At 47.9% G+C, this 22490-nt stretch carries 18 protein-coding genes and 1 pseudogene; 4 read left to right on the top strand and 15 right to left on the bottom strand.

The window, feature by feature from the left end:
- Position 1: 1 nt before the first annotated feature.
- Together AACQ93_RS24080 and AACQ93_RS24085 are read right to left on the bottom strand one after the other, a co-directional pair.
- Entirely contained in the window at positions 2 to 1933 is a 1932-nt protein-coding gene (locus AACQ93_RS24080; protein WP_064609445.1) for a hypothetical protein, read from the bottom strand.
- 105 nt (positions 1934 to 2038) lie between these two features.
- The gene (locus AACQ93_RS24085) at positions 2039 to 2911 is read right to left on the bottom strand and encodes a LysR family transcriptional regulator (RefSeq protein ID WP_064609446.1); all 873 of its coding nucleotides are present in this window, start codon (positions 2909 to 2911) and stop codon (positions 2039 to 2041) included.
- Positions 2912 to 3051: 140 nt separating this feature from the next.
- Between AACQ93_RS24085 and AACQ93_RS24090 the strand changes: the two genes are divergently transcribed.
- The gene (locus tag AACQ93_RS24090; RefSeq protein ID WP_064609447.1) at positions 3052 to 4425 is read left to right on the top strand and encodes an MATE family efflux transporter; all 1374 of its coding nucleotides are present in this window, start codon (positions 3052 to 3054) and stop codon (positions 4423 to 4425) included.
- 96 nt (positions 4426 to 4521) lie between these two features.
- Here the strand turns inward: AACQ93_RS24090 and AACQ93_RS24095 are convergent, their stop codons facing one another.
- The 4 genes and pseudogenes from AACQ93_RS24095 to AACQ93_RS24110 form a co-directional block, all read right to left on the bottom strand.
- Entirely contained in the window at positions 4522 to 5136 is a 615-nt protein-coding gene (locus AACQ93_RS24095) for an outer membrane beta-barrel protein (RefSeq protein ID WP_064609448.1), read from the bottom strand.
- On the bottom strand, positions 5136 to 5321 hold the full coding sequence (locus tag AACQ93_RS24100) for a hypothetical protein (RefSeq protein WP_157097653.1): 186 nt from the start codon (positions 5319 to 5321) through the stop codon (positions 5136 to 5138). The genes AACQ93_RS24095 and AACQ93_RS24100 overlap by 1 nt, the downstream gene beginning before the upstream one ends.
- A gap of 232 nt (positions 5322 to 5553) precedes the next feature.
- A pseudogene (locus AACQ93_RS24105) lies at positions 5554 to 6846 on the bottom strand (MFS transporter); the annotation flags it as partial.
- 95 nt (positions 6847 to 6941) lie between these two features.
- Positions 6942 to 8519, bottom strand: coding sequence for a long-chain-fatty-acid--CoA ligase (locus tag AACQ93_RS24110; RefSeq protein ID WP_064609451.1), 1578 nt, complete (start codon positions 8517 to 8519; stop codon positions 6942 to 6944).
- Between the two features lie 145 nt (positions 8520 to 8664).
- On the opposite strand from AACQ93_RS24110, the gene AACQ93_RS24115 reads away from it, so the two are divergent.
- A complete protein-coding gene (locus AACQ93_RS24115) occupies positions 8665 to 8835 on the top strand; it encodes a hypothetical protein (protein ID WP_157097654.1) in 171 nt (56 codons plus the stop codon).
- An 87-nt stretch (positions 8836 to 8922) separates the two neighbouring features.
- Here the strand turns inward: AACQ93_RS24115 and AACQ93_RS24120 are convergent, their stop codons facing one another.
- Both AACQ93_RS24120 and AACQ93_RS24125 read right to left on the bottom strand, forming a co-directional pair.
- Complete coding sequence (locus AACQ93_RS24120) at positions 8923 to 9498, bottom strand: sugar O-acetyltransferase (RefSeq protein ID WP_064609452.1); 576 nt, start codon at positions 9496 to 9498, stop codon at positions 8923 to 8925.
- A 359-nt stretch (positions 9499 to 9857) separates the two neighbouring features.
- On the bottom strand, positions 9858 to 10538 hold the full coding sequence (locus AACQ93_RS24125; protein WP_064609453.1) for a DUF4336 domain-containing protein: 681 nt from the start codon (positions 10536 to 10538) through the stop codon (positions 9858 to 9860).
- Positions 10539 to 10941: 403 nt separating this feature from the next.
- Between AACQ93_RS24125 and AACQ93_RS24130 the strand changes: the two genes are divergently transcribed.
- Both AACQ93_RS24130 and AACQ93_RS24135 read left to right on the top strand, forming a co-directional pair.
- Positions 10942 to 12408: a Na+/H+ antiporter NhaC family protein gene (locus AACQ93_RS24130; protein ID WP_064609454.1), complete on the top strand. Its 1467-nt coding sequence runs from the start codon at positions 10942 to 10944 to the stop codon at positions 12406 to 12408.
- A 36-nt stretch (positions 12409 to 12444) separates the two neighbouring features.
- Complete coding sequence (locus tag AACQ93_RS24135; protein ID WP_064609455.1) at positions 12445 to 14556, top strand: molybdopterin-containing oxidoreductase family protein; 2112 nt, start codon at positions 12445 to 12447, stop codon at positions 14554 to 14556.
- Between the two features lie 88 nt (positions 14557 to 14644).
- Here the strand turns inward: AACQ93_RS24135 and AACQ93_RS24140 are convergent, their stop codons facing one another.
- The 7 genes from AACQ93_RS24140 to AACQ93_RS24170 all read right to left on the bottom strand — a co-directional run bounded on the left by AACQ93_RS24140 (position 14645) and on the right by AACQ93_RS24170 (position 22435).
- Positions 14645 to 15220 (bottom strand): DJ-1/PfpI family protein, encoded by a 576-nt coding sequence (locus AACQ93_RS24140; RefSeq protein WP_064609456.1) that lies wholly within the window; start codon positions 15218 to 15220, stop codon positions 14645 to 14647.
- Positions 15221 to 15230: 10 nt separating this feature from the next.
- Positions 15231 to 15866 carry a bifunctional 4-hydroxy-2-oxoglutarate aldolase/2-dehydro-3-deoxy-phosphogluconate aldolase gene (locus AACQ93_RS24145; RefSeq protein ID WP_064609457.1) on the bottom strand — a complete coding sequence of 212 codons (636 nt, stop codon included), beginning with the start codon at positions 15864 to 15866 and terminating at the stop codon, positions 15231 to 15233.
- Positions 15856 to 16833 carry a sugar kinase gene (locus AACQ93_RS24150; RefSeq protein ID WP_064609458.1) on the bottom strand — a complete coding sequence of 326 codons (978 nt, stop codon included), beginning with the start codon at positions 16831 to 16833 and terminating at the stop codon, positions 15856 to 15858. Before AACQ93_RS24150 ends, AACQ93_RS24145 begins: the two co-directional genes overlap by 11 nt.
- Positions 16834 to 17007: 174 nt before the next feature.
- Positions 17008 to 17862, bottom strand: coding sequence for a tagatose bisphosphate family class II aldolase (locus tag AACQ93_RS24155; protein WP_064609459.1), 855 nt, complete (start codon positions 17860 to 17862; stop codon positions 17008 to 17010).
- Between the two features lie 108 nt (positions 17863 to 17970).
- Positions 17971 to 19452, bottom strand: coding sequence for a DUF2264 domain-containing protein (locus AACQ93_RS24160; RefSeq protein WP_064609460.1), 1482 nt, complete (start codon positions 19450 to 19452; stop codon positions 17971 to 17973).
- A gap of 85 nt (positions 19453 to 19537) precedes the next feature.
- Entirely contained in the window at positions 19538 to 21145 is a 1608-nt protein-coding gene (locus tag AACQ93_RS24165) for a sulfatase family protein (RefSeq protein WP_064609461.1), read from the bottom strand.
- Between the two features lie 27 nt (positions 21146 to 21172).
- Complete coding sequence (locus tag AACQ93_RS24170) at positions 21173 to 22435, bottom strand: anaerobic sulfatase maturase (protein ID WP_064609462.1); 1263 nt, start codon at positions 22433 to 22435, stop codon at positions 21173 to 21175.
- Between the last annotated feature and the right edge of the window lie 55 nt (positions 22436 to 22490).

Consider the following 22490-nt stretch of genomic DNA (forward strand, 5'->3'; position numbering starts at 1 on the left):
GTCAGTCAATTTCGGGAAACACGACCCGATCACCACAAGCCGTCAGAATCGCAATATCTGTGGGCTTGCCGTCTTTATCAAGGCGCAACTCCCCGATCGCGCTGCGATTCACCAGGCGGTGATTGCCGGGTGAATCTGGGTCCCGCTTTTTGATTTTCATTCGCTTACGCTTGGTAAACCAGTTCAGCGGCGAGTGAGGACTGTATAACGCCCGGTCCATAAAGTCACAGACCCGCAGCAGGGTATTCGGGAACTCATTTTTAATCCCGCTTGAGGTTATCTGATAGATGTTCGGGCTGCTGCGGCGAAAACGCAGCTTAATGTCATAAGCGAAAGAATAATGCACATCACCAGACAGGATGACAAAGTTTGTCGGCGTCCGGGTATGGGTAAAGATACTCAACAGGGTATTGGCAGAGCCCGGATGTGCCATCCAGTTTTCAGCATCTATCAGCAATGGATGTCCCAGCCAGGTCATCCCCCGTTGCAGCATCTCAATAAACTTGACCCCGAACATGGGTGCCGCCGATACCAGAATGACCGCAGGTTCATGAAGCAAAGACTGCTGCAATTCCGTCAGAGCTTCCCAATCCATCAAGCCTGACGGCTTATTCATTTTTGACTCAGAGCGCCAGCGACGGGTACGGGTGTCAAGTACCAGCATTTTCGGCGTCGTTTCTATCGCGTAATGCCATTGCTCAAAACGATAGAGAAAATCAATAAACTGTTCCTGATGGATATCGTCAGGCTCTGAAAAATACGTTTTAGCATGCTCCCAGAAGGTTGCATCAAAATGTTCCGGCGCATTGCCCCATCCCTGGCACAGCCAGTAACTGATCAGAGCGTTACCGATGATCCTGCGAGAAAGCTTGTTGCCATATGCTGCTTTCTCCCACCCGATGGTCAGATTCCAGTCATCAGTCACATCGTGATCATCAAAAATCATGTAGGTAGGAATGTGCGCAATTAAGCGCTGAACTTGCGGCAAACCGGAAACAAAATCATCGATATGGACTTTTTCTTCATGCCAGCGCTGTTGCCACTTCGGCTCCAGTTCGCGTTGCCCGCTCTTAAAGCCTAATGTCTTCAGCCGTTCACGATCGACCAAATCCCACAATTGCGGAGCCCACACCAGCAAGTACATGGCGAAAAACTCACTGAACCCCATCAGGTGATTTTCACTTTCGCGGGAACTGAACACAGGCCGGCCGCGATGTGGCAGCCACTTCCCGAATCCGTTGTCAGATAGCCATTTTCCGGAATCAACATAATGCGGCAGAATCTTATCCCGCGCATAGAAATTATAGGAATGACGGTAAAGAGCTTGTGTATCAGCAACCGGACTTTCACTGAACCTCTCATCCGGCAATCCCAGCAGGGTTATCACCTGCTGAATAGCATCGAGCATCGGCCCGGCCACATGGTCCGCATAAATCTGATCCCCGCTCATCATCAGCAATGCCGGGCGCTCAGGTACCGTTTGACCGGCAACTTTACTGTCCGCAGCAACTAAGCTGTCTTTGCTTGGATAATGAGGATTACGGCAAGAGCCGTGCAGTACATAGTCAGCCCGGGTACGGATGCAAAACGACACCCGCGTTTCGCCATCATAAAATAGGGAAGGCACCAACTGAGACAAATTGCCATGCTGCGTCAGAAGATCATATTCAAGCGGTGTGTCTGTCGGGTATTCACCGTTGAAATTTGCCATGACGACCCAGGCAGAGTGACCAATCTGAATCTGCTGCTGTCGGGTTATCACGTGAGAACAGAAAGCCTCGGACTCACCGGGATAATAGAGAGAAAACTCAGCATCAATCGGCTCAGATACCACAAGCCACAATGTCAGCTCTCTGGCTGTACATTTTCGCAAGACCGGACCGGCTAATACCAAAGGTAACTGACCTGATGACACTTTTTCCCTCTCTGACATAATCTGCACATCTCTCCCGGGATCAATTAATATCCGTTTATCATACTCTGTTCCGGCAAGAAAAAATGACGGTAAAACGTAAAGTTATGTATCTGTTTAAGCGTTTCAGAACATTTTTCCAAGTTCATCATAGAGCCAGGTCATGATCTGCCCCCGCCCTTTGTCCCTGCGCTTAACCACTCCCATTTCAACCAACAGAGGCTCGGAAATATGCTCTGTCGATAACTCCTTGAGCTCACTGGCATACCAGTCTTCTTTGGCAACATGCTCCGGCACTAACGCCCAGCCGACACCCTGCATCACCATGGTCGAAATTAAATAATAACTGTCGATATGCCAGTAATTGGATGAAATCGGATTCGCCAGATGATTTCCCATCCGATCGCGAATCACCAGTTGGCGATAATGAGTAAGATCGCTAACCGTTGGCGCTGCGATAGCAGCAAGCGGATGCTGACCAGAGACAATCAACGAATGTCTGAACTGACCAATGGACATAAACTCGAGCTCATCAGGTAATGCTTTCAGGTTAAACAGTACCCCGATATCGGCTTTTTTCTCCGCCACCCACTGGGAGATATCGGCTTGTGAACCATTAATAATGGTTAACTTCAGCGACGGAAATCGTTCAGAAATTTGAAGATATAAGTGCTCGAACGGAGCAATAGGCACCGCTTCATCCATGGCCACGGTCAATGCCAGTTCCTCGCCGGTCGAAACAGTCATAGCTCGGGATTGCAAACGCTGGCACTGTGCCAAAACGGCCTGAGCTTCGACAAACATATCTTCACCTTCAGGCGTCAGCACCGGAAGGCGAGCACTGCGATCAAACAATTCAAAGCCCAAATCTGCCTCAAGGTTGGTAATGGCGGTACTAACCCGCGACTGTGCTTTACCGAGCTTCCTCGCCGCGGCTGAAAATGATCCCTGCTTTACCGCCAGAACAAAAGCTTCAAGCTGATCCAGTGTCCAGTTCATCCCTTTTTCTCTCTTATTGTCTCTGCGTAAACACGATAAACACCATTTTATCTATCCGAATAACGGATGGATACTAACTTTAATCAATCCGAAAATCAGTGATAATTTGCTCATTCAGAACAAAAGCAAACGAGAACGATATGGCGGATACAATCACAGAAATCAATGAAAGCAACAGCACCAGCCGTACCTTCTGGCGTTATGCGATTCCGTCTGTTGCAGCCATGCTGGTCAACGGGTTGTATCAGGTTATCGACGGTATTTTTGTTGGTCACTATATCGGCTTTGAAGGACTGGCAGGCATCAACATCGCTTGGCCGGTGATTGGGCTGGTTGCCGGTCTTGGTATTTTGGTCGGCATGGGTTCAGGCAGCCTGATTTCTATCTATCGCGGAGAAGGGAACAACAACCAAGCCCAACAAACGCTGTCTACCGGTTTTGGCGTCATAATCCTTGCCGGGCTTATGGTCATGATGTTGCTGGCAATGCTGGCGCCGACCTTATTGATAGCCCAGGGCGCAACCGGCACCACCCTGCAAATGGGTTCCGCTTACATTGGCGTGTTTACATGGGGCGCAATCTTTACCATCGCGGCCGGGGCACTGCCGATGCTCATCCGTAATGATAACAGCCCGAATTTTTCAACCGCGCTCCTAATGCTGGGTGCAGTAATTAATATTGTTCTCGACTACCTGTTCATCGCTCACATGAACATGGGGTTAAAAGGTGCTGCGATTGCCACGGTGATTTCACAGAGTATTATCACCATCATCGCTGTCGGTTATTTCTTTTCTGCTAAATCGGAGCTGAGACTTTGCCTGGGAAAGCTAACATTTAGTCCGTCGCTGGCGGCCAGATCTATCGGGCTTGGAACATCCAGCCTGTTTATGTACTGCTACTTCAGTTTTATTCTGGCAATCCATAATAAACTGTTCATGACATACGGCAGCCCGGTGCATGTCGGTGCGTTTGCCATCGTCGGCTACCTGATGACCATGTACTATTTGCTATCTGAAGGTATTGCCAGCGGGATGCAGCCGCCGGTCAGCTACTACTTCGGGGCCGGTCAGAAAGAGAAGATCAGAGCAACTTTGTTACTAGCAATCAAGGTGGTAGTGATTTCTGGTATCGCTGCGGTAGTTTTTCTTAATCTATACCCTGAAACCTTAATCGGCCTGTTCAGTAATGGGGATCCACAGCTGGCAGCCGAAACCGAGAACGGCCTACGCCTGCATCTGTTCTCTATGTTCCTGGATGGCTTCATTGCCCTTTCATCTGTTTATTTCATGGCAGTTAACCAAGGCGGTAAAGCATTGGCGATTTCCGCCGGGAATATGCTGGTACAACTGCCGTTTCTATACCTGCTGCCACAATGGATTGGAGTTGACGGGATCTGGCTGTCAGTCCCACTGTCAAACATCGTCCTATTCCTTTTCGTCGCCCCTTTGATTTGGCGTGAGCTTCAGGGGAAGCGTGAAACTGCGATAACAATGCAGGCAATCCAGAGCCAATAAGTTCAGCGCAAATAAAAAGACCGGGAATATCATTACCCGGTCTTTACTTATTCATTTCAAAAATCAACTTAACTTTATTGCTCAACGCCAGCAGCATCAGAACGAGAATCGCATACCGCCCTGCCAGTTAAACTGCTCAGCATCGATAAACTTGTTATACCCAATCCCGGCTTCAAGCGACACACAATCAGTCAGCATCAACTCGTTGATTAAGCGGTAGTCATGCATGTGCCCTTTGTTGAAAAATGACAGGCGGTACTGCGGCTGAATGGCAAAAAAGGAGGTCAGTTGCAGCTTCGCACCGGCTTCAAGGCTGACTGCTGTCTCATCAAACTTTGATTCGCGAGTATTACTGTGGTTTCTGACAACTTCAACCATATTGGCACCGACACTGGTATAAAGTGAATTAAAACCATAATCGAAATGATAGCCGACACCAAAGAAGTGGTTATCAATATCTGAACTGGCACGGGTTACCCCAGTGAGATCGACGGTTCCATAAAAGTGATCATTAAAAGCCAGTGAACCGTCAAGGTAAAAGCCACCTAAATCCTTCGACTCATTCGGGTTGTAGTCGTTGCCCAGATAAGAGCCAAAACTATGAGATTTAACCTGAGTTCCCTGAATTCCCAGGCGAACACTGTCGTAAGAAGCAGCAGCATGGGCAAAAGCTGCGTTACTCAGCAGCAAGGCGATAATTATTTTTTTCATTAATCATTCTCGAAAATAATGCATGTACCATCGTCTCTGGCAGCACACTCGTTCCTGCGCTCATTAAGCACTCGCTCTTCAATACTCATTGATTGCCATTCATCGTCTTCGACATACCGGGTATTGACACAGGACGCATTGAATACGGATAACAGGATCAAAATTGCAGATTTGTAAAAACGCATCGATTTCTCACCAAATAAAACGACGTTCATTTTATTTGTATTATTATTGTATGCAATATAAAAATCAGACTTTCTCTATAAGCATTTTTTATGGGCAGTTAGGCCATTACAAAAAAAACGGCACTCCCCTCTCTGTCCGGATTTGAGGGAAGTGCCGTTGTTTTATTCTTTTAAACCCTGGGCAGGGTTCCTAACATCAGTCGTTACAACGCTCCGCACGTTTGCGTGTTGCCCAGGCAACAAAGCGCTGAAGAAATTCCGGCACTTTGCGGAACAGGTATAGCGCAGAAATGATATTCATCATCGCCAGCATGAAGAAGAACTGTGGAATCGACATCCCTGCCGCCCCCAGAAGCACCATGCCGGTAACGGCACTGACTACCATGAAAATCGCGTTCATGATGTTATTGACCGCAATAGTCTGCGCCAACAATTCTTTCTTCGCCCGCTTCTGCATCATGGCGTACAAAGGAACGATGAAAATACCGCCGGACACGCCAATCATTATCAGATCAATGAACACTCGCAGCAGCTCAGGATGAGTGATAAAGCTAAGAATATCAGTGTAGGCTGGAGCGTTTGACGGCACTGCGAACAACAGATCTGCACCAAAAACAGTCAAGCCAAGGCTGCCCAGTGGCACCATTCCCGGCTCAATACGGTGCGCAGACAAACGGTCACACAGCATGGAACCCAAAGCGATACCGACCGAGAAAAGAGCCAGCAATACCGAAACCGCACTGGCACTCCCGCCAAGGTGCAATTTAGTGAACTGAGCAAATTGCGTCAGGTAACTGGCCCCCAAGAACCAGAACCAGCTGATCGCCAGAATGCACTGGTAGACGGTTTTATTCTCTTTCACTGCGCGAATAGCCTGCCCGGTGTGCTTAACCGGACGCCAGCTGAACTTAATCGACGGATCACTGGCCGGCGCTTCAGGGATAGAACGCGAAGCGATATAGCCGAGTATCGCAAATACAACGACAGCCCCTGCTGCGATAACATTAGCATTCGGCTGATCAGCAATCACACCGGCCAGCAATGTGCCAAACAGAATTGCCAGGAAGGTTCCTGCTTCAACCAATGCGTTACCCGGCAGCAACTCATTATCTTTGAGGTGCTGCGGCAACAGCGCATATTTCACCGGGCCGAAAAAAGCCGATTGCGTCCCCATAAAAAAGAGCAGCAACAACAACGCAGAATAGCTTTCCGTCAACAGTGCCAGCGCCGCCATCAGCATGATCCCGATTTCAGCCAGCTTGACCCGACGAATCAACCGGGACTTTTCATATTTATCAGCAAGCAGTCCGGCACTGGCGGAAAACAAAAAGAATGGCAGGATAAACAAACCGGCTGCCAGATTGATGATCAGGTTACTGTCGATAAGCAATGTACCCGGTGCGGCGAAAGCAACCAACAGCAACAGCACATTTTTAAACACATTGTCGTTAAACGCCCCCAAAGCCTGCGTACAGAAATAGGGGAAAAAGCGTTTATTGGTAAACAAAGCAGATTTCTTATTCATAATTAAATGTCAAAGGCACCACACTGTGGTGCCTGCATGATTAATGTTCAGACAGAACTTGCCGTTTGAGTCGCCAGGATTAACGTCAAAAGCCGTTAACTCATTGACAACTCAAGCTCAGCTTTCAGTTCTTTCTTCAAAATTTTACCCGTCGCACTGATTGGCAGCTGTTGACGGAACTCGATCTGACGCGGGTACTTATACGATGCCAGCTGAGTTTTACTCCACTCAATCAGGCATTGCTCATCCGGTTTTTCAGCACTCTCGCCATTGTCTTTCAGTACAACGTAAGCTTTGATTTCCTCTCCCACCTTTTTATCAGGAATACCGATAACGGCCGCCATAGCGACACCCGGATGAGTCATTAGTACATCTTCGATTTCACGCGGATACACATTGAAGCCTCCACGGATCACCATGTCTTTCAGTCGGTCGACAACAAACAGGTTACCCGCTTGGTCAAAACGCCCGATGTCACCCGTATGCAACCAGCCATCTTTCAATGAAGATGCAGTCTCTTCAGCACGATTCAGATAACCTTTCATCACATTGTGACCACGGATCAGAATTTCACCGTCCTGCCCGGTTTCCACCGTCTTGCCCTGCTCATCAACGACCCGGATTTCGACACCTTGTACCGGTTGGCCAACCGAGCCAGGAATCCGCTCTGCATCCAGGTGATGGAAACAGGCAACAGGACTGGTTTCAGACAGGCCGTAACCTTCCAGAATCGGAATATCAAACTCAGCTTCAAACGATCGAATCACTTCAGCAGGAAGCGGAGCACCACCGCTGATAGCCAGTCTCAGTGAAGAAATATCATAATTTTTTTCGCCGCTAAGCGCCGCTTTTGCCTGTAACATGCCAATGTACATGGTTGGCACTCCGGCAAAGATCGTTGCCTTATGCTGTTCAATTTGCGCCAGTACCACCTGTGGATCGAAACGCGGAATCATCAGCAAAGTAGCACCACACATGACCGCTGTGTTCATATGCGCGGTCTGGCCGAATGAATGGAACAGCGGTAATACCGTAAGATGAACATCATTACCGTTACCAACAATCAGGTTAGCGGCCACCATGGCGTTACATACCATGTTGCTTTGGGTAAGAACGGCACCTTTCGGTGAACCCGTCGTACCAGCGGTATACAGAATAACTGCCGTATCATCCGCTTCACGGGCAACATAGTCCTGTACCGGCTCAGCACCATGAATTAATGCGCTGAATGTCGGCATCCCGTTAAAAGACAACTGCTTAAGATCACGGGTAATAACCGCCATGTGCTCACACGACTCAACCTGATTGAATGCTGCGATACCAGCTTCAGCCATCGGCAGTTCTGGCGTACCTTCAAAGCAGAAGAAGAATTTGGCACCGGAATCTTCCAGGTGGTACTTAATTTCGCGTTCTTTAAACAGAACATTCAGGGGAACAACAACACCGCCTGCTTTTTGAATGCCGTAATAGATGAAAGGAAAAAACGGAATGTTCGGGCAGCTCAACGCTACACGATCTCCCGGCTGGATACCTGAAGCAATTAGCGCTCCGGCAACCTGACTGGCGATATGATCAAACTCGGCATAAGTAAATTGGGCATCACCACAAATCAATGCAACCTTATTCGGTTTACATTTGGCGTTTCGCTGTAACGCGGCGGCTAGATTCATCATGTCTGTCTTCACATTGTTGTATTAATTAGGTGGCGTACCTTATATCAAATTTAAATATGATCAGATCCGACGAGATAAAAATACAAATATAAGCTTATTACATTGCATTAATATTTCAGTTATTAATCGACAATTACAGAGCTTCATGAATCAAGTTGATGAAATAGGGATAAAATCAGCCGTTAAAGCTGCGCACAGAATTTTCGCTTTGGCAATAAGAAAAGGAGAACAAAGAAGAATAAAAAGAAATAATAAAGAGAATAGAGCCTACGATAATATAAGTATTTATTATCATTTAACCAAGAAAGACAGATAGGATGGAAAGAATTATTATGCTAAATAATGTTCAAAAAAACGAAAGTACTGCCGAATGTAGGCACCCGGCAGTCATAACACTTTGAAATCATTCAAAGGAGCGCTTTTCCCCAACCGCAAGAGTGCGAATCGGTTTTGCCGGCGAGCCAGCACATACGGTATTGGCAGGCAAATCTTTCACCACAACACTGCCAGCGCCCACGACCACGTTATCGCCAATCGTAACTCCCGGACACACGGTCACGTTGGCTCCAAACCACACATCATTACCAATAGTAATAGCCTTAGCGAACTCTTCTCCTGAAGCACGCTCTACCGGATCCAGCGGGTGTCCCGCCGTTGCAATAACTACACCCGGCGCCAACAGGCAGTTATCACCAATCGTAATCGGCGCACAATCGAGAATGGTACAACCATGGTTGGCGTAAAAACCTTTGCCGACTTTAATGTTGTAGCCATAGTCACAGTTAAACGGCGACTCAATCCAGGCATCGCTTTCCTGCCCCAACAACTCATTGATCAGGCTTTGCCGTTGTGCACTTTCTGTCGGGCAGATTTGATTAATCTTAAAACACAGCCGTTTTGCTTTAAGACGCTCATCTTTTAGCTCGGCATCCCAAGCCTGATACATCTGACCGGATAACATCTTCTCTTTTTCAGTCATGGTAATTCCGTACTACTTATTTCCACACACAATTTATGGTTGGCTATTATGAGCAATTGGATGGCAGATATCTCACAAATTTAAGAGATTGACGATAAATATCTAAAAGAGATCACACTTGGGGAGAATAATAAAAACCTTCAATAAGAATAAATCACCATAATGATAAGTATTAATAGCAATATAAATACTTAAAATAGGAAAATGCAGGAGTGCAACCTACATTAACCCTTCATCAACGAGATGTGATTTCACCAGACTTATCGACAAAAAATAATATCAGACGTCTTTTATCGCCACCCTGTAATACATATTTATGACTCATATCTGCAGTATAATTGCAAAACGCAAAACACCTTTTACTCAACCCAGTTAAATGAGCGTTGCAGAAAAGCTTCCGCATCCTGCTCTATGATCTCACCATGAGCCATTATGATCCGCTCAGGCTGCCATTCCTGAATTGTGTGAATATGCTCCCTGACCACTTCTTTTTTAAAACTCAACCGCCAGTCCAGCGGGGTCTTACCATTAGGAGCCACAATACCGGCCAACTTGCACAAGAGCTTACGCCAACCTTTAAAGTGATTTTCAGGAAAGTTTTCGATCAAATCGGTCACAATCACCGTCTGAGAAGGATGATGGAAAAACACACACTCCTGCATTAATGATGAGCCACTAACCAGAACCTGGTCGATTTCATCTCTCCACGGCCATTTACGATCGACATTGAGTGAATCATCAAAGTGCAGATCAGCACGCTTTCTGATGACTTGGTCGGTACCGGACAGATGAGCATCCGGATAATGCTCCACCCAATCACTAAGGTAAAGATGATGAAGATGGTTAGGCGCTACCAGATACCGAACAGTCCCTAAAATCGCTAGTTGTTCAGCCAAATAAAAGGAATACGCGATCGGACTATGCAACCATAAGTCACCATTGGACATTCTTACCACCGTCATTCTGGTAGTAAACGGGCAGTGATAAAAAGTGACGGTGTCTCCTTCAAAGATCCATAATTCCTCTGCCAATTGCTGCATTTCATCCCTCACTCAATTAAGGCTTAATTGTTATTAAGCATAAACCAGGATTTAATGTGGAAAGAAAATAACCTTCAGTAAAACAAATAACTTTCGATATTATGTCTCAGTGATGCTAATAAGATTTTTATTAAAGAGGAATGAACTAAATAAATTATCCATAAGTAGCTCTCACCTTCATTTATGTATTTAATGTCGTAGTCTCCCACAGAAACGGCTCAGGGTTATCATTAAATTAATCAATAAATACAACAAGTTGGAACCCGGCACACAAAAAACTGAAACAAACAACAAAAATAGCACCAACTCCATTTAAAACAATGAGTTAAGTCACAGCCAATTATTTTGCAACAATTACAATCTCTGCTTCTTCTTAATCCCACACTTTTAATGGAATACGCCTGTGGAAAATACATCTTCCGTTGTCGGGCAAAGTGAAGGCATCCGCTTACCTTATTTCAGCGAAGCCGCCTTCCTGCTCTCTTTTATTACCTTATCGTTAATTATTGGCATCATGGTATTTAGCCTTGATGTACACATTTTATTAATAGGCTCTGTAGTTCTTGCCATGCTGTTTTGCTGGCGTTGCGGATTTAACCTGGAACAACAAATTGAAGTGATGGGCGAAAGCCTGAAAAATGCCACCGGGGCAATGTTCTCGTTCCTGCTTATCGGGATGATCATCGGAGTCTGGATCCTGGCTGGCACCATTCCTGCCCTGATTTACTATGGTCTGGATATGGTTTCACCCGAGTTATTCCTGCCAGCAGGTTTTCTCGTTTGCTGCGGTATCACTTATGCCACAGGGACTAACTGGGGCGCGGCATCAACTATTGGTGTTGCGCTAATCGGTATGGGGATCGGCCTTGGTGTCCCGCTGCCGATTATTGCCGGTATGATCATCTCCGGCGGTGTGTTCGGTGTTAACCTGTCTCCGGTCTCTGACGTGACGATTCTAGCTTCAGCAACTGTCGGAACCAGTGTTAGTAACCACCTGAAAGCACTAAATAAGGTCAATAAAGTCGTACTGGTGCTTTCTACTGTTGCCTATTACTTCATGGGGGCTTTCTTCGTTGGCACCGAAACCGGCGGCACCGGCCATATCGGCGAGCTGCAAACCACGCTCAGCCAGACTTTCGACATGAACTTAATCGTTCTTGCGCCGATTGTGGTGACATTAGCGCTGACTTTCGCAAAAATCCCGTCTCAAATAGCCCTTTTCTGCGGTGTAGTTGTCGGGGCGCTTGTCGCAGGCCTGTGGCAGCAGAACAGCTTGACTGAAGTGTTTGCCGCTTTGAACTACGGCTTTACCGATTCAACCGGTTCAGAACTGGCCGATAAGCTCTTGATACGCGGCGGCATCCAGAGCATGATGTGGACCTTCTCGCTGGCATTTATCGCCCTTTGTATGGGTGGCCTGCTGGAAAAAGCCGGATTCCTTGGTGTTCTGCTGGAAAAAATCCTTCCGCGGATCAAAAGCGATTTCAGCCTAGTGCTGACCACACTGTGTACCTGTGTGCTTGCTAACGTCGCCACCAGTGAAGTGTACCTGTCGATGATCCTCAACGGCTCGTTGTACAAAGGCGTGTATGCCGATCGCGGTTTTAAACCGGAAATGCTAAGTCGCCTGCTAGGTGAAGGGTCCATGACCTCAGGTATGCTGCTGCCCTGGACAACCGCCGGTGCCTTTATGACCGCAACCCTCGGCGTCAGCCCGCTGGTCTATGCCCAATACGCCGTGTATGTCTGGCTGACACCACTGGTTTCTTTGCTGCTAGTCGCCATGGGTCGCACCCTGATCAGAGGCGAAGCAACAGAAGTCAGCCGCAAACAACAAGAGTCTGGTGTTCCACAAGATGCCGAAGCCTGATACGGGTAACGACAGAAACTTTTCATCGAGGTATTGATGTTCAGTCAATCAAGCTTTCAACCAATTCCGGCTGAAACAATCACAACCAGCTGCGCCCTGTGCGGCAGCGGCTGTAGGATCCGGGTTATCACCAACCCGGATGGCACCATCAGTGCCAAAGGCGATCGTAGTGATGCTGTCTCTGGCGGGCAACTCTGCCGCAAAGGCATGCACAGCATTGATCTGATGAACCACCCGGATCGCCTGACTCAACCGCTAAAACGAACAGGCAAACGCGGTGAAGGGCAGTGGCAGGCTATCAGCTGGAAAGAAGCCATCGCATACACTGCAGAACAGTTCGCGAAATCCCAACAGCAATGGGGGCTGAACAGTGTCTTTATGGCTTACGGCTATTCCAAAGACTTTATGTATACCCAATTGCTACGTCTTGCCAATGCGATGGGAAGCGTTAACGTGGTCGGCCCGGAAACCGTATGCTGGGCACCAACTAAACTCGGACGTGAATATACGCTTGGCTATTACCCGTCGCACGATATCAACGAGCAGACACAATGCATTCTGCTGTGGGGCGTCAATAAATACAAAACCCGCTTCAGTGATGTCAAAACGCTAAAAACTGCAATGGGTGCCGGAGCGAAAACCATCTGCATCGATCCGCAGCGAACAAAGCATGCCAAGAAAGCAGAACACTGGCTGGCGCTGAAACCAGGCAGTGATTTAGCGCTGGCGCTAGCACTGCTCAAGGTTATTATTGACGAGCAACTTTATGACCATGAATTCGTTGAACAGTGGTGTGAGGGCTTCGAGCGACTAACCCAACACCTAGCACAATATGAGCTCGCTCAATTAGCGCAGGAAACGCAGCTCGATATTGATCAGATCCGCTCTTCTGCCCGGCTTTATGCCAGCACTAAACCCGCGGTGATCATTACCGGTAATGCCCTGGACCACAACAGTGACAGCTTCCAGGTCAACCGCACCATTGCCATGCTGATGGCGATAACTGGTAACCTGGACGTACCTGGAGGTCAGTTCCAAAGCCATGCCCCATCACTGGTTTCCGGACGCTGGCCTTATGACGATAAAGAAGTCAGTGCGATGTCCGCCGATTCACGCGCAACCAGTGCCGGTACGCCGGTATTACCGGAGTACTTCCGCGCCACCAGCCATGGCATTACCAAAGCGATTTTAGGTAAGGGTGACCAGAGAGAAAGCCCGATCAAAGCCGGACTGGTTGTCGGGGCTAACCCGATGCTGAGCTGGCCCGATACCCATGCCGTCCATCAGGCGTTGTCATCGCTGGACTTTCTTGCTGTTTCAGAGCTGTTCATGACCCCGACCGCGATGATGGCAGATATCGTCTTCCCGGCAGCCAGCTTCATGGAATATGAAGCCATAGCCCAAGGTCTTGACGGCTCAGTACGCTATCAACCCAAAGTCGCGCAAATTGGCGAATGCCGCCCTGATCATCAGATCATCGCTGCTATAGGTGAAGCCATGGAGGTCATGCCACCTCATTCTGAAAACGAATACTGGAACGGCTTTCTGGCAACCGGAGGACTCGACTTTGCCACTGTCAAAGCCAAACAGCTCGTCACACCTCCGACAACACCACAATGGTTTCGCAAGTACTTAACCGATGGCTTCCCTACCCGTTCAGGTAAAGTAGAACTGTTCAGCCGCCGACTGGAAGAAATGGGGGCTGAGCCGCTGCCTGTATTCCGTCCTGTAATGAAAGCCGAACCGGACTTTCCGCTGGCGTTAACAACAGCCAAAGCCAAACACTATATGTTCTCTCACGGACGACAAATTGCACCGCTGCGCAAAGCTCATCCTGAGCCGCTGGTCAGCCTCCATCCAGAGACAGCCAAAAAGCTGGGTCTGTCTGAAGGGAAAAAAGTGAAGATTGAAACACCGAACGGCCGCGCTATTACTCAGGTACTTCAGCTAGACAGCAAACTGTCAAAGAACGTCGCTATAGCAGATTTGAGTTGGTGGTATCCGGAACAAGGTGAGTCCAATCTTGGCGGTGTATTCGAGTCGAATTATAACGTCCTGACTTCCATTGAAGATAATGGCAGAGGCTTCGGCGAAGCAGGAAGCTTCGACATCAACGGCCTGGCGTGTCGCATTTCTGCCTGTGACTGACCACATCAATTAGTCCAATAGAAAAAGGCAGGCGCTGATATCAGAGCCTGCCTTTTTCTACCCGTTAAGAGAAGAATTAATTTAGTGGTTATAGTGGCCAGTGATCAAAGTAGATATGGCTTGCTTGCCAGTCGACCTTCTCTACGTTATCCGTCAGCAAATGCTTAGCAACAGTAAAAGCAAACTCAAAACTAACGCCCAGCCCTTTACCGCTGATAAAGTTACCGTCCACCACAACTTTCTGATCAACAAATTGGCCGTCAGCGAATTTTTTCTGCAAACCACCACCTGAAGTATAGCGACGACCTTCAAGCAAATTATGCGCAGCCAGTACTTTGGCACCGGAAGAACACAAGGCACAGATGTACTTATCTTCACTGATATGGCGCTTAAGAAAATCGATCACCATCGAATTTGCAGAAAGGTTATCCGTTCCTTTAGGGCCACCCGGCATCATCACCGCATCATAAGTGTTGTCGTAACAATTTTTCAGGGTATCGTCGGCTGTGATACGCGTTTCGAAATAGGTGTTCAATGCGGGAGTTTCCATACACGACAACACATCGACCTTAATATCTAAACGGCGCATGATGTCGATAAAAACAACTGCTTCGCCTTCTTCAAAGCCATCTGCCAGCAATACCGCTACATGTTTTTCTGTCATCCTGACCTCCTTATCCCTTAATCAGCTCACAGGTTGCACGTACATTGCGGGCAATTGTTTCCCAGTCGTTGTCACGAATAGCCTCAGTCGGCGCAATCCAGGTTCCGCCACAAGCGATGACCTGAGGGATCGCCAGGTATTCCATCAGGTTTGCTGGTTTAATCCCACCAGTTGGCATCAACTGAATATTGCCGTAAGGGCCTGTCAGTGATTTCAGCATGCTGATACCGCCGGAAGCCTCCGCCGGGAAGAACTTCAGAGCAGTAAGACCAAGTTCAAGCGCCTGCTCTACCTGACTCGGACTGTTAACGCCCGGAATGATCTTAATGCCTTTCTCCAGACAGTATTTCACTGTGGTCGGATTCAGGCCCGGGCTGACAATAAAGTCAGCTCCGGCTTCAACAGCCTGATCAACCTGAGCGGGTGTCAACACGGTTCCCGCACACAAAATCAGATCAGGGAATGCCTCTCGGATCAGGCGAATTGACTCCGCCGCCGCCTCACTACGGAAGGTAATCTCAGCCGCAGGCAGGCCATTGTCATTCAGCACCTGAGCCAGCTGCACGGCATCTTTTGCATCTTCAATCTGGATCACCGGCATTACACGCAGTGCCCGAAGGGTTTCAACCCACTCTTTATTCATCATTTTCTACACCCATTAATTCCGTTATATAACGTGTTTCTTGCACAGGGATAATGGCCCCTTTATGCTGGATCACCGTTGCTGCCAGCTTGTTGCCCCAATGGCAACACTCCGCCATTTCCATTCCGGTACACCATGCTGCCAGCCAAGCTGCATTGAACGAATCTCCGGCAGCTGTAGTATCAACCACAGTCTCAACCCGGTTACCGCTGACAAAACCTTGATGACCATACTGAGACCACATCGCTCCCTTGCTTCCGAGCTTGACCACTACCTGACGAATACCAAGCGAGTGAAGACGGCGTGCAATCACTTCAGGTGATGAGTTCATAGTTCCCAGTAACAAATCTTCATCATCAGCTGTCACTAACGCGATATCACTGAGCTGGTATAGCCGCCCAAGCCATTCACAGGCATGGGTAGAGCTTTGCCACAAACGCGGTCGGTAGTTGGAATCGACAGCGATCTGCACGCCGGCAGTCTTCAGCTCAGCCAGCATATCGAGCAACTTCAGCTTGCCGCCATCAGGTAATATCGCCAGGGAAATGCCCGACAGATAAACAAGGTCAAATTCTTTGAGGCATTTAACCAATTGATCGAAGCGAGGGTGTTCACAAAGGTATCTGGCCGCTGAATCGCTACGCCAGTAATGAAAACTACGCTCCCCGTCATCATCGATTTCAATCGCATACATGCCGGGAAGCTTGTCTGGATTTTCCAGCACCATATCGGTATCAAGACCTTCAGCCAGCCATGCTGAGAGCATATGTTTGCTGTAAGAATCAGTACCGACGGCTGTGATATATCCAGGAGCGAGGGAAGGAAGCAGACGTGATAAATAAACGGCCGTATTTAACGTATCACCGCCAAAGTGCTGAGCCTGAGCAGCAAAAGGTTTGCCGCTCAGCTCAATCATACATTCGCCGATAATGGCGACCTTCTTGTGTTTTGCTGTTGTGAGAGTTGCCATTTAATTACTGTCCGTAGTCGGTCTCTGCAAAGAAGAAAATAGATAGAAGGAAATGACTATATCCGCTAACTGAGGGTGTATTAACGGATATAGCCAGGAGCAAAGCACTGGGGGACGTGCTTCTATACCAAACCAAGCACAAATATGTCTGGTATTATTTTCTTCCGTTCCTGATCACAGCTTGCCTTCACTGCCACAAACGTTAATTTTTTCCTGAACCACTTTCTTCATCGCCTGTTTACCCGGAACGATGTAATGACGCGGGTCATTGGCTTTCGGGTTTTCAATAAAGTACTGCTTCACTGCATCAGAAAACGCGATCTTCAGCTCAGTAGCAACGTTCACTTTAGTGATACCTAACTCAATGCAGCGACGAACGTCTTCATCCGGCACACCGGATGCGCCATGCAGAACCAAAGGCACATCTGTCTTACCACGGATAATGCCTAAACGATCGAAATCTAAACGAGGCTCTTCTTTGTACATACCGTGAGCGGTGCCGATGGCAATCGCCAACGAGTCGATACCGGTACGGTTTACAAACTCAACCGCGGCTTCAGGATCGGTGTACATGGCATCTTTGGCATCAACAATCAGATCATCTTCCTGACCACCAAGACGACCCAATTCAGCCTCTACCGAGCAATCCCAACGGTGACAGAAAGAAACCACCTGCTTCACCAGTTCAATATTGCTTTCAAAATTCAGGTGAGAACCGTCAATCATCGCCGACTTGATCCCGGCTTCAACTTTATTGCGGATATCAGAGAATGACTCATGGTGGTCAAGATGCAGAGCGATCGGCATTTCATAGCGTTTAGCTGCCTCTTGACAAATTCCGACCAAATAATCAGTACCCGCATAGGAAAACGTACCCGGCGTACCCGCCAGAATGACAGGCGATGCCATTTCGGCTGCCGTTTCAACCACAACCTGAACCGTCTCAAGATTGTGAATATTGAACGCAGGCACGGCATAGCCACCCATCTGCGCCTTGTGGAGCATTTCGCGAGAAGAAACCAGAAACATATAAAACCTCAAAACCTTCGTTAGCTTTCGCTTTTATGATATTCGAAAACAAAAGCAAAGAAAAAGATCTAGATCACATAAAACCTTTCAAAGTGAAAGATCATGAAACTAGAAGAAATGAGACATTTTCGATGTGTAACAGGTTATTCCCTTGCGCAGTAAGTTGTTTTTTGGTCTTTCAGCCCTGCCCAACAAAATTTCAGCGATCTTTTTCGACCAGGATTGTTGCTCCAGACGGCGAGTAAGCGGTGATTGCTGGCAGGTGTAATCGCTTCGGAACAGCACAACAACCTCTTTCGTTTTGAAAGTACCGATCACACTGGCTTCAATCGCCGGAATATCAAAAGAGAAATCCCCTTTATCAACCTCCAGTGAAGCCTGCTCGGCTTGCCATAATCCACTGCGATCCGCGCTGTAGAGCGCAATATTAAGAGCTCGCAGCGACCAAAAACTGCTTGCCGGACCGCTGTAGTTGTCCACCAGTCGGGTATCATCAGCAAATACTCCCTGAGTCGGTGCACCGTAACGCAAGGCCCCCTGACCGATAAAGTATTGCAAGCTGGTTTTGAACGCGCGTTTAGCTTGTCCGACAGAAATAGCTGGCAGCTGCAAATCCGCCGCAGCCAGCAAAGGAGCCGCCGTTGCCAAGCGATAACAAACACTGCGACCAAAGAACGGAAGCCCTTCGGAGGTAAAGAAATAGCGGTATTTCTCGACAAAAGAGTTCAGGCTGTCACGAATAAAGACAGGGTCGAAGTCAGGATCAATTTGATCCAGCCAATAGAGCGAATAGAAAAAACCCCAGGCGTTGTAGTAATCATAATTTCCCTTTGCGCCATCACGGAACCAGCCATCTCCTACATAGAATTCCTTGATGCGGGTGTATTTACTATGAGCAACGGTATCTTCACCAGTCAGCGACTTAATCACCAACTGCACGGTAAGCGGAAACAGGTGCCAATTGTTATCAACGGTGTCAAAACGGTTAACCTGTTTGAACCAACCAATCACCTGTTTTTGCTCATCCGGATTAAACTGCTCCCAGACCCACTCACGACTCAACCATAGTGCCAGAGCCAGATCAGCACTTTCACATATCCGCTGATCATAATCATGTAACTCACCCCAATAGCCACGATGAGCAGGGTTGGTGCCAGCCAGAAAAGCGGAGCACAAGATCTTTGGCACATCAATAACTTCGTTATTCATCCCGTACAGATGGATTGATTCCTCAGTGCGACCATGAAGCCAGGCCGCCAGTGTTGGTAAGACGCGGCTTACTCCTTCCATCGCATCGGTTCTGGCTGTTTGCTGACTTGGCCTCCCCGGATAATAAGCATGGGTATAATCCCACACGGCGTAGTGTTCGAAAGCTTCCGCAACATATCGAACCAGCAGATCGCACAATTCCAGCAATGTATTGTTGTCATCATTGAAAGCTTCGCGAATCGCATTATCATGCTTGCCATAAGGTGTTTTGCGGTAACACAACCGAATCATATTTTCTTTACATAGCCGCAGGTACATAGCGGCATCTGGATGTTCATAAGGGATTATCGGGCGAGGGTGAGCGGTGATTTCTTTTTGCATGAGTCGTTCCCCACAAGAGTTGTTCTGATATTGGAGAGATGAAAAGAGATGTAAAAAAGGCCTCGACTGAGGCCCTGATGATGAATTATTTGGCCGATTCGGTAAGAATTTCGTATCGGTCCTGGCCCCAGGCTACCGGTGCCGGCTTATCCTTTATCCAGTCATAAAAAGCGGTTTTCAACTCTTTAACCTTCTCAGGATATTTATCTGCCAGGTTCACTGACTCAGCAGGGTCTTTGGCATAGTTATAAAGCTCAAAGTCCTTGCTGCCATCGTCGTAGTAATGAAGCGACCAGTTCTGATCTTTAATTGCCCACTCACCTTTCGAATGCTTTTCAATGTACTTACTTGGAATGAACTCGTTGGTTTCATAGGTGATCCACTTCCAGTAATTACTCCAGAAATCAACATTGCGTGAGTCATAATGGAAAGCACGAGGGCCTGCCCAATACAGGTATTTATGCGGAGCCTGCTTTTCACCCTGCAGCACCGACATGATGTCCTTGCCGTCTACTTTCATTTCCGCCGGGATATCAATACCCGCCGCAGCCAATGCTGTAGGCAGAATATCCATGGCAGAAATCATGGTGTTATTCACCTGACTTTCAGGCAAGACGCCTTTCCAGTGGGCAATAAAAGGCACATGGACACCGCCGCGGTAGCGCTGCCCCTTGAAGGCCCGATCCATACCATTTTGCGGCATCGGTGATTCATGTACCGCACCGTTATCCGACAGGAAGAAAATCATGGTATTTTCATACTCACCCATGGCCTTCAGCTTTTCGATGATCTTTCCGATCCCCTCATCCGAAGCATTCACATGGGCGTAGTATTTATCAGCTTCAACATTCCCGGTGTTGAAACGATCCATGTATTTAGCCGGAGCAGGCTGTTCCAACGGAATATGCGGTACGCTGTAAGCTAGGTTTACAAAAAACGGCTGATCATTATCGTGCGCTTTTTCAATAAAGTTCAGGGTTTCGTTGGTCAAGTTGTACGTCAGATAACCCGGAGCAGGTACATTTTCACCATTGCGGAAAATCGCCGGTGAATTATAGAGTGCAGCACCTGAAACAAAGTAACTGTAGGCATAATCAAAACCGCGCTCTTCCGGCCCGAATCCCGGATCTGGAATTGAAATCTGATTATCGTGGTAATCGCGGCTCTGCTTGTCTTTCGCAACAAATTCCCTGTGAACCTTGGCATTATGGTATTTACCGATATTCGCCGTCGCATAGCCATTTTCATTTAACAGAGATGGCAGCAACTTGATATCTAACGGAATGCCTTTTTTGGCATCATCGTTACTGTAAGTACCGAAGCTGTGCGGGAAACGCCCTGTCATCATACCGGCACGAGAAGGGCCGCATACGGGCGTCGCTACATAAGCATTGGTCATCCGAACGCCCTCGTTAGCCAGTTTAGTGATATTTGGCATAGAGCGCTTAGCAGCATCATAAAGTTTGGCAAAGTCACCTTCGTAACGAGCCGCCTCAGGACGTTTCAGCAATGTGTCCCTATCAACCTGATCAAGGGCAAAATCCAGCTGTGCCGTGCCCAGGTCATCCATCACGATCAGCAAGACGTTGGGCTGTTCAGCTTTCTCTGCTGCCATCGTCATTGCTGGTGATATTGCACAGGCAGAAGCCACAAGGCCCGCCAACACCGTCTTCTTTGTTGAGGACAGTTTCATTGTTCACTCCTTTTCAAATAAAACCACTTAACGCATATTTGCCATTATCGGCATGACGTTAGCCGCAACGCCGCCGCGCTGGATCTCCTGCACCATCAGGTGCATCGCCGGTGCGGTATGCGTAAAAATCCGTTTGTAAGAGGCACAAAGGTAATTCTGTTTGTGCTTCTCACCTTCGATAGGGGTAATCCGGTGTTTGGGGCAGCCGCCATTGCACAACACATTAACCTCGCACTGTTGGCACAGGCTGATAAGCTTCGTCGCTTTCGCAGAGCCAAAGCGTTGCTGTTGCTTGCTGGTAGCCAGTTTGCCGATGTTGGTCTGGGTAATATTGCCGAGTCGGTTAGCCGGGTAGACATAATGGTCACAGGAATATAGGTCGCCGTTAGCTTCAATCACCATCGCCTGTCCGCACTCTTTAGCCTGAACACAAACAGATGCGGGATACCCCATCCAGGTCGCCAAAATGCTGTCGAACATACGGATGAAAATGCGTCCGACATCTTCTTTGATCCACTCATCAAATATCTCGGTCATGAACTGACCGTATCCCTGTGCCGGCACAGAAAAATGAGTAAGGACTGCATCAGCTGTCGGTGAATAGTGGCCAGTAGAACTTTGCTGGCAGCGCTGCTCAACCTCAACAATCGGGATAAACTGCATATGTTCGGAACCGAGCTCCTTAAGGGCGTGATACGTCTCTCTTGCTTTATCCCAGTTCTGATCATTGATAACGGTCAGAGTATTAAACTGAACATTGAATTCCTTTAGCAGAGAGATCGCATGCTTGACCCGTTCAAAGGTCGGCTTACCATTGACCGATATCCTGTATTTGTCATGAACATCTGCAGCTCCATCGACCGAGACCCCGATAAGAAAATTGTTATCAGCAAAGAATTTTGCCCACTGGCGGTTAATCGCCACGGCATTGGTCTGGAAGCTATTGGTGATCGTCTTACCTTCTGCGTATTGCTTCTGGTACTTCACCGCATTGCGGTAAAAGTCGAGCCCAGCAAGTGTCGGTTCACCCCCCTGCCAGGCAAAATCAATCTCATCACTTTCCTGGGAGCGAATGTAATCTCGTATATAACGCTTCAGCATCGCATCAGACATCTGCTCTGAAGACTGACGCTCTAAAAACTGATCGGATGCCAGTTGCTTGCGATCTGGCGTTTCCATCATTTCTTCTTTTTCAAGGTAAAAACAATAGTCACATTTCAGGTTACAACGGTAGCTGGTCGGTTTTGCCATCATATGAAAACGGGCTTTTTTATGATTGTTTGTTGCCATGGTTTACCCCTGAGACAAAAATGAAAGATATCGAAACAATAAACAACGAAACGAA

The sequence above is a fragment of the Photobacterium sp. J15 genome (assembly GCF_963870815.1).
Classification (GTDB): Bacteria; Pseudomonadota; Gammaproteobacteria; order Enterobacterales; family Vibrionaceae; genus Photobacterium; species Photobacterium marinum.

Bases quoted from the DNA above. Each gene is read 5' to 3' on its own strand.
- AACQ93_RS24145 (WP_064609457.1), bottom strand. From the start codon at position 15,866: ATGATGAATAAAGAGTGGGTTGAAACCCTTCGGGCACTGCGTGTAATG.
- AACQ93_RS24125 (WP_064609453.1), bottom strand. From the start codon at position 10,538: ATGCAGCAATTGGCAGAGGAATTATGGATCTTTGAAGGAGACACCGTC.
- AACQ93_RS24080 (WP_064609445.1), bottom strand. From the start codon at position 1,933: ATGTCAGAGAGGGAAAAAGTGTCATCAGGTCAGTTACCTTTGGTATTA.
- AACQ93_RS24095 (WP_064609448.1), bottom strand. From the start codon at position 5,136: ATGAAAAAAATAATTATCGCCTTGCTGCTGAGTAACGCAGCTTTTGCC.
- AACQ93_RS24120 (WP_064609452.1), bottom strand. From the start codon at position 9,498: ATGACTGAAAAAGAGAAGATGTTATCCGGTCAGATGTATCAGGCTTGG.
- AACQ93_RS24090 (WP_064609447.1), top strand. From the start codon at position 3,052: ATGGCGGATACAATCACAGAAATCAATGAAAGCAACAGCACCAGCCGT.
- AACQ93_RS24085 (WP_064609446.1), bottom strand. From the start codon at position 2,911: ATGAACTGGACACTGGATCAGCTTGAAGCTTTTGTTCTGGCGGTAAAG.
- AACQ93_RS24110 (WP_064609451.1), bottom strand. From the start codon at position 8,519: ATGATGAATCTAGCCGCCGCGTTACAGCGAAACGCCAAATGTAAACCG.
- AACQ93_RS24150 (WP_064609458.1), bottom strand. From the start codon at position 16,833: ATGGCAACTCTCACAACAGCAAAACACAAGAAGGTCGCCATTATCGGC.
- AACQ93_RS24115 (WP_157097654.1), top strand. From the start codon at position 8,665: ATGAATCAAGTTGATGAAATAGGGATAAAATCAGCCGTTAAAGCTGCG.
- AACQ93_RS24170 (WP_064609462.1), bottom strand. From the start codon at position 22,435: ATGGCAACAAACAATCATAAAAAAGCCCGTTTTCATATGATGGCAAAA.
- AACQ93_RS24135 (WP_064609455.1), top strand. From the start codon at position 12,445: ATGTTCAGTCAATCAAGCTTTCAACCAATTCCGGCTGAAACAATCACA.
- AACQ93_RS24160 (WP_064609460.1), bottom strand. From the start codon at position 19,452: ATGCAAAAAGAAATCACCGCTCACCCTCGCCCGATAATCCCTTATGAA.
- AACQ93_RS24140 (WP_064609456.1), bottom strand. From the start codon at position 15,220: ATGACAGAAAAACATGTAGCGGTATTGCTGGCAGATGGCTTTGAAGAA.
- AACQ93_RS24165 (WP_064609461.1), bottom strand. From the start codon at position 21,145: ATGAAACTGTCCTCAACAAAGAAGACGGTGTTGGCGGGCCTTGTGGCT.
- AACQ93_RS24100 (WP_157097653.1), bottom strand. From the start codon at position 5,321: ATGCGTTTTTACAAATCTGCAATTTTGATCCTGTTATCCGTATTCAAT.
- AACQ93_RS24155 (WP_064609459.1), bottom strand. From the start codon at position 17,862: ATGTTTCTGGTTTCTTCTCGCGAAATGCTCCACAAGGCGCAGATGGGT.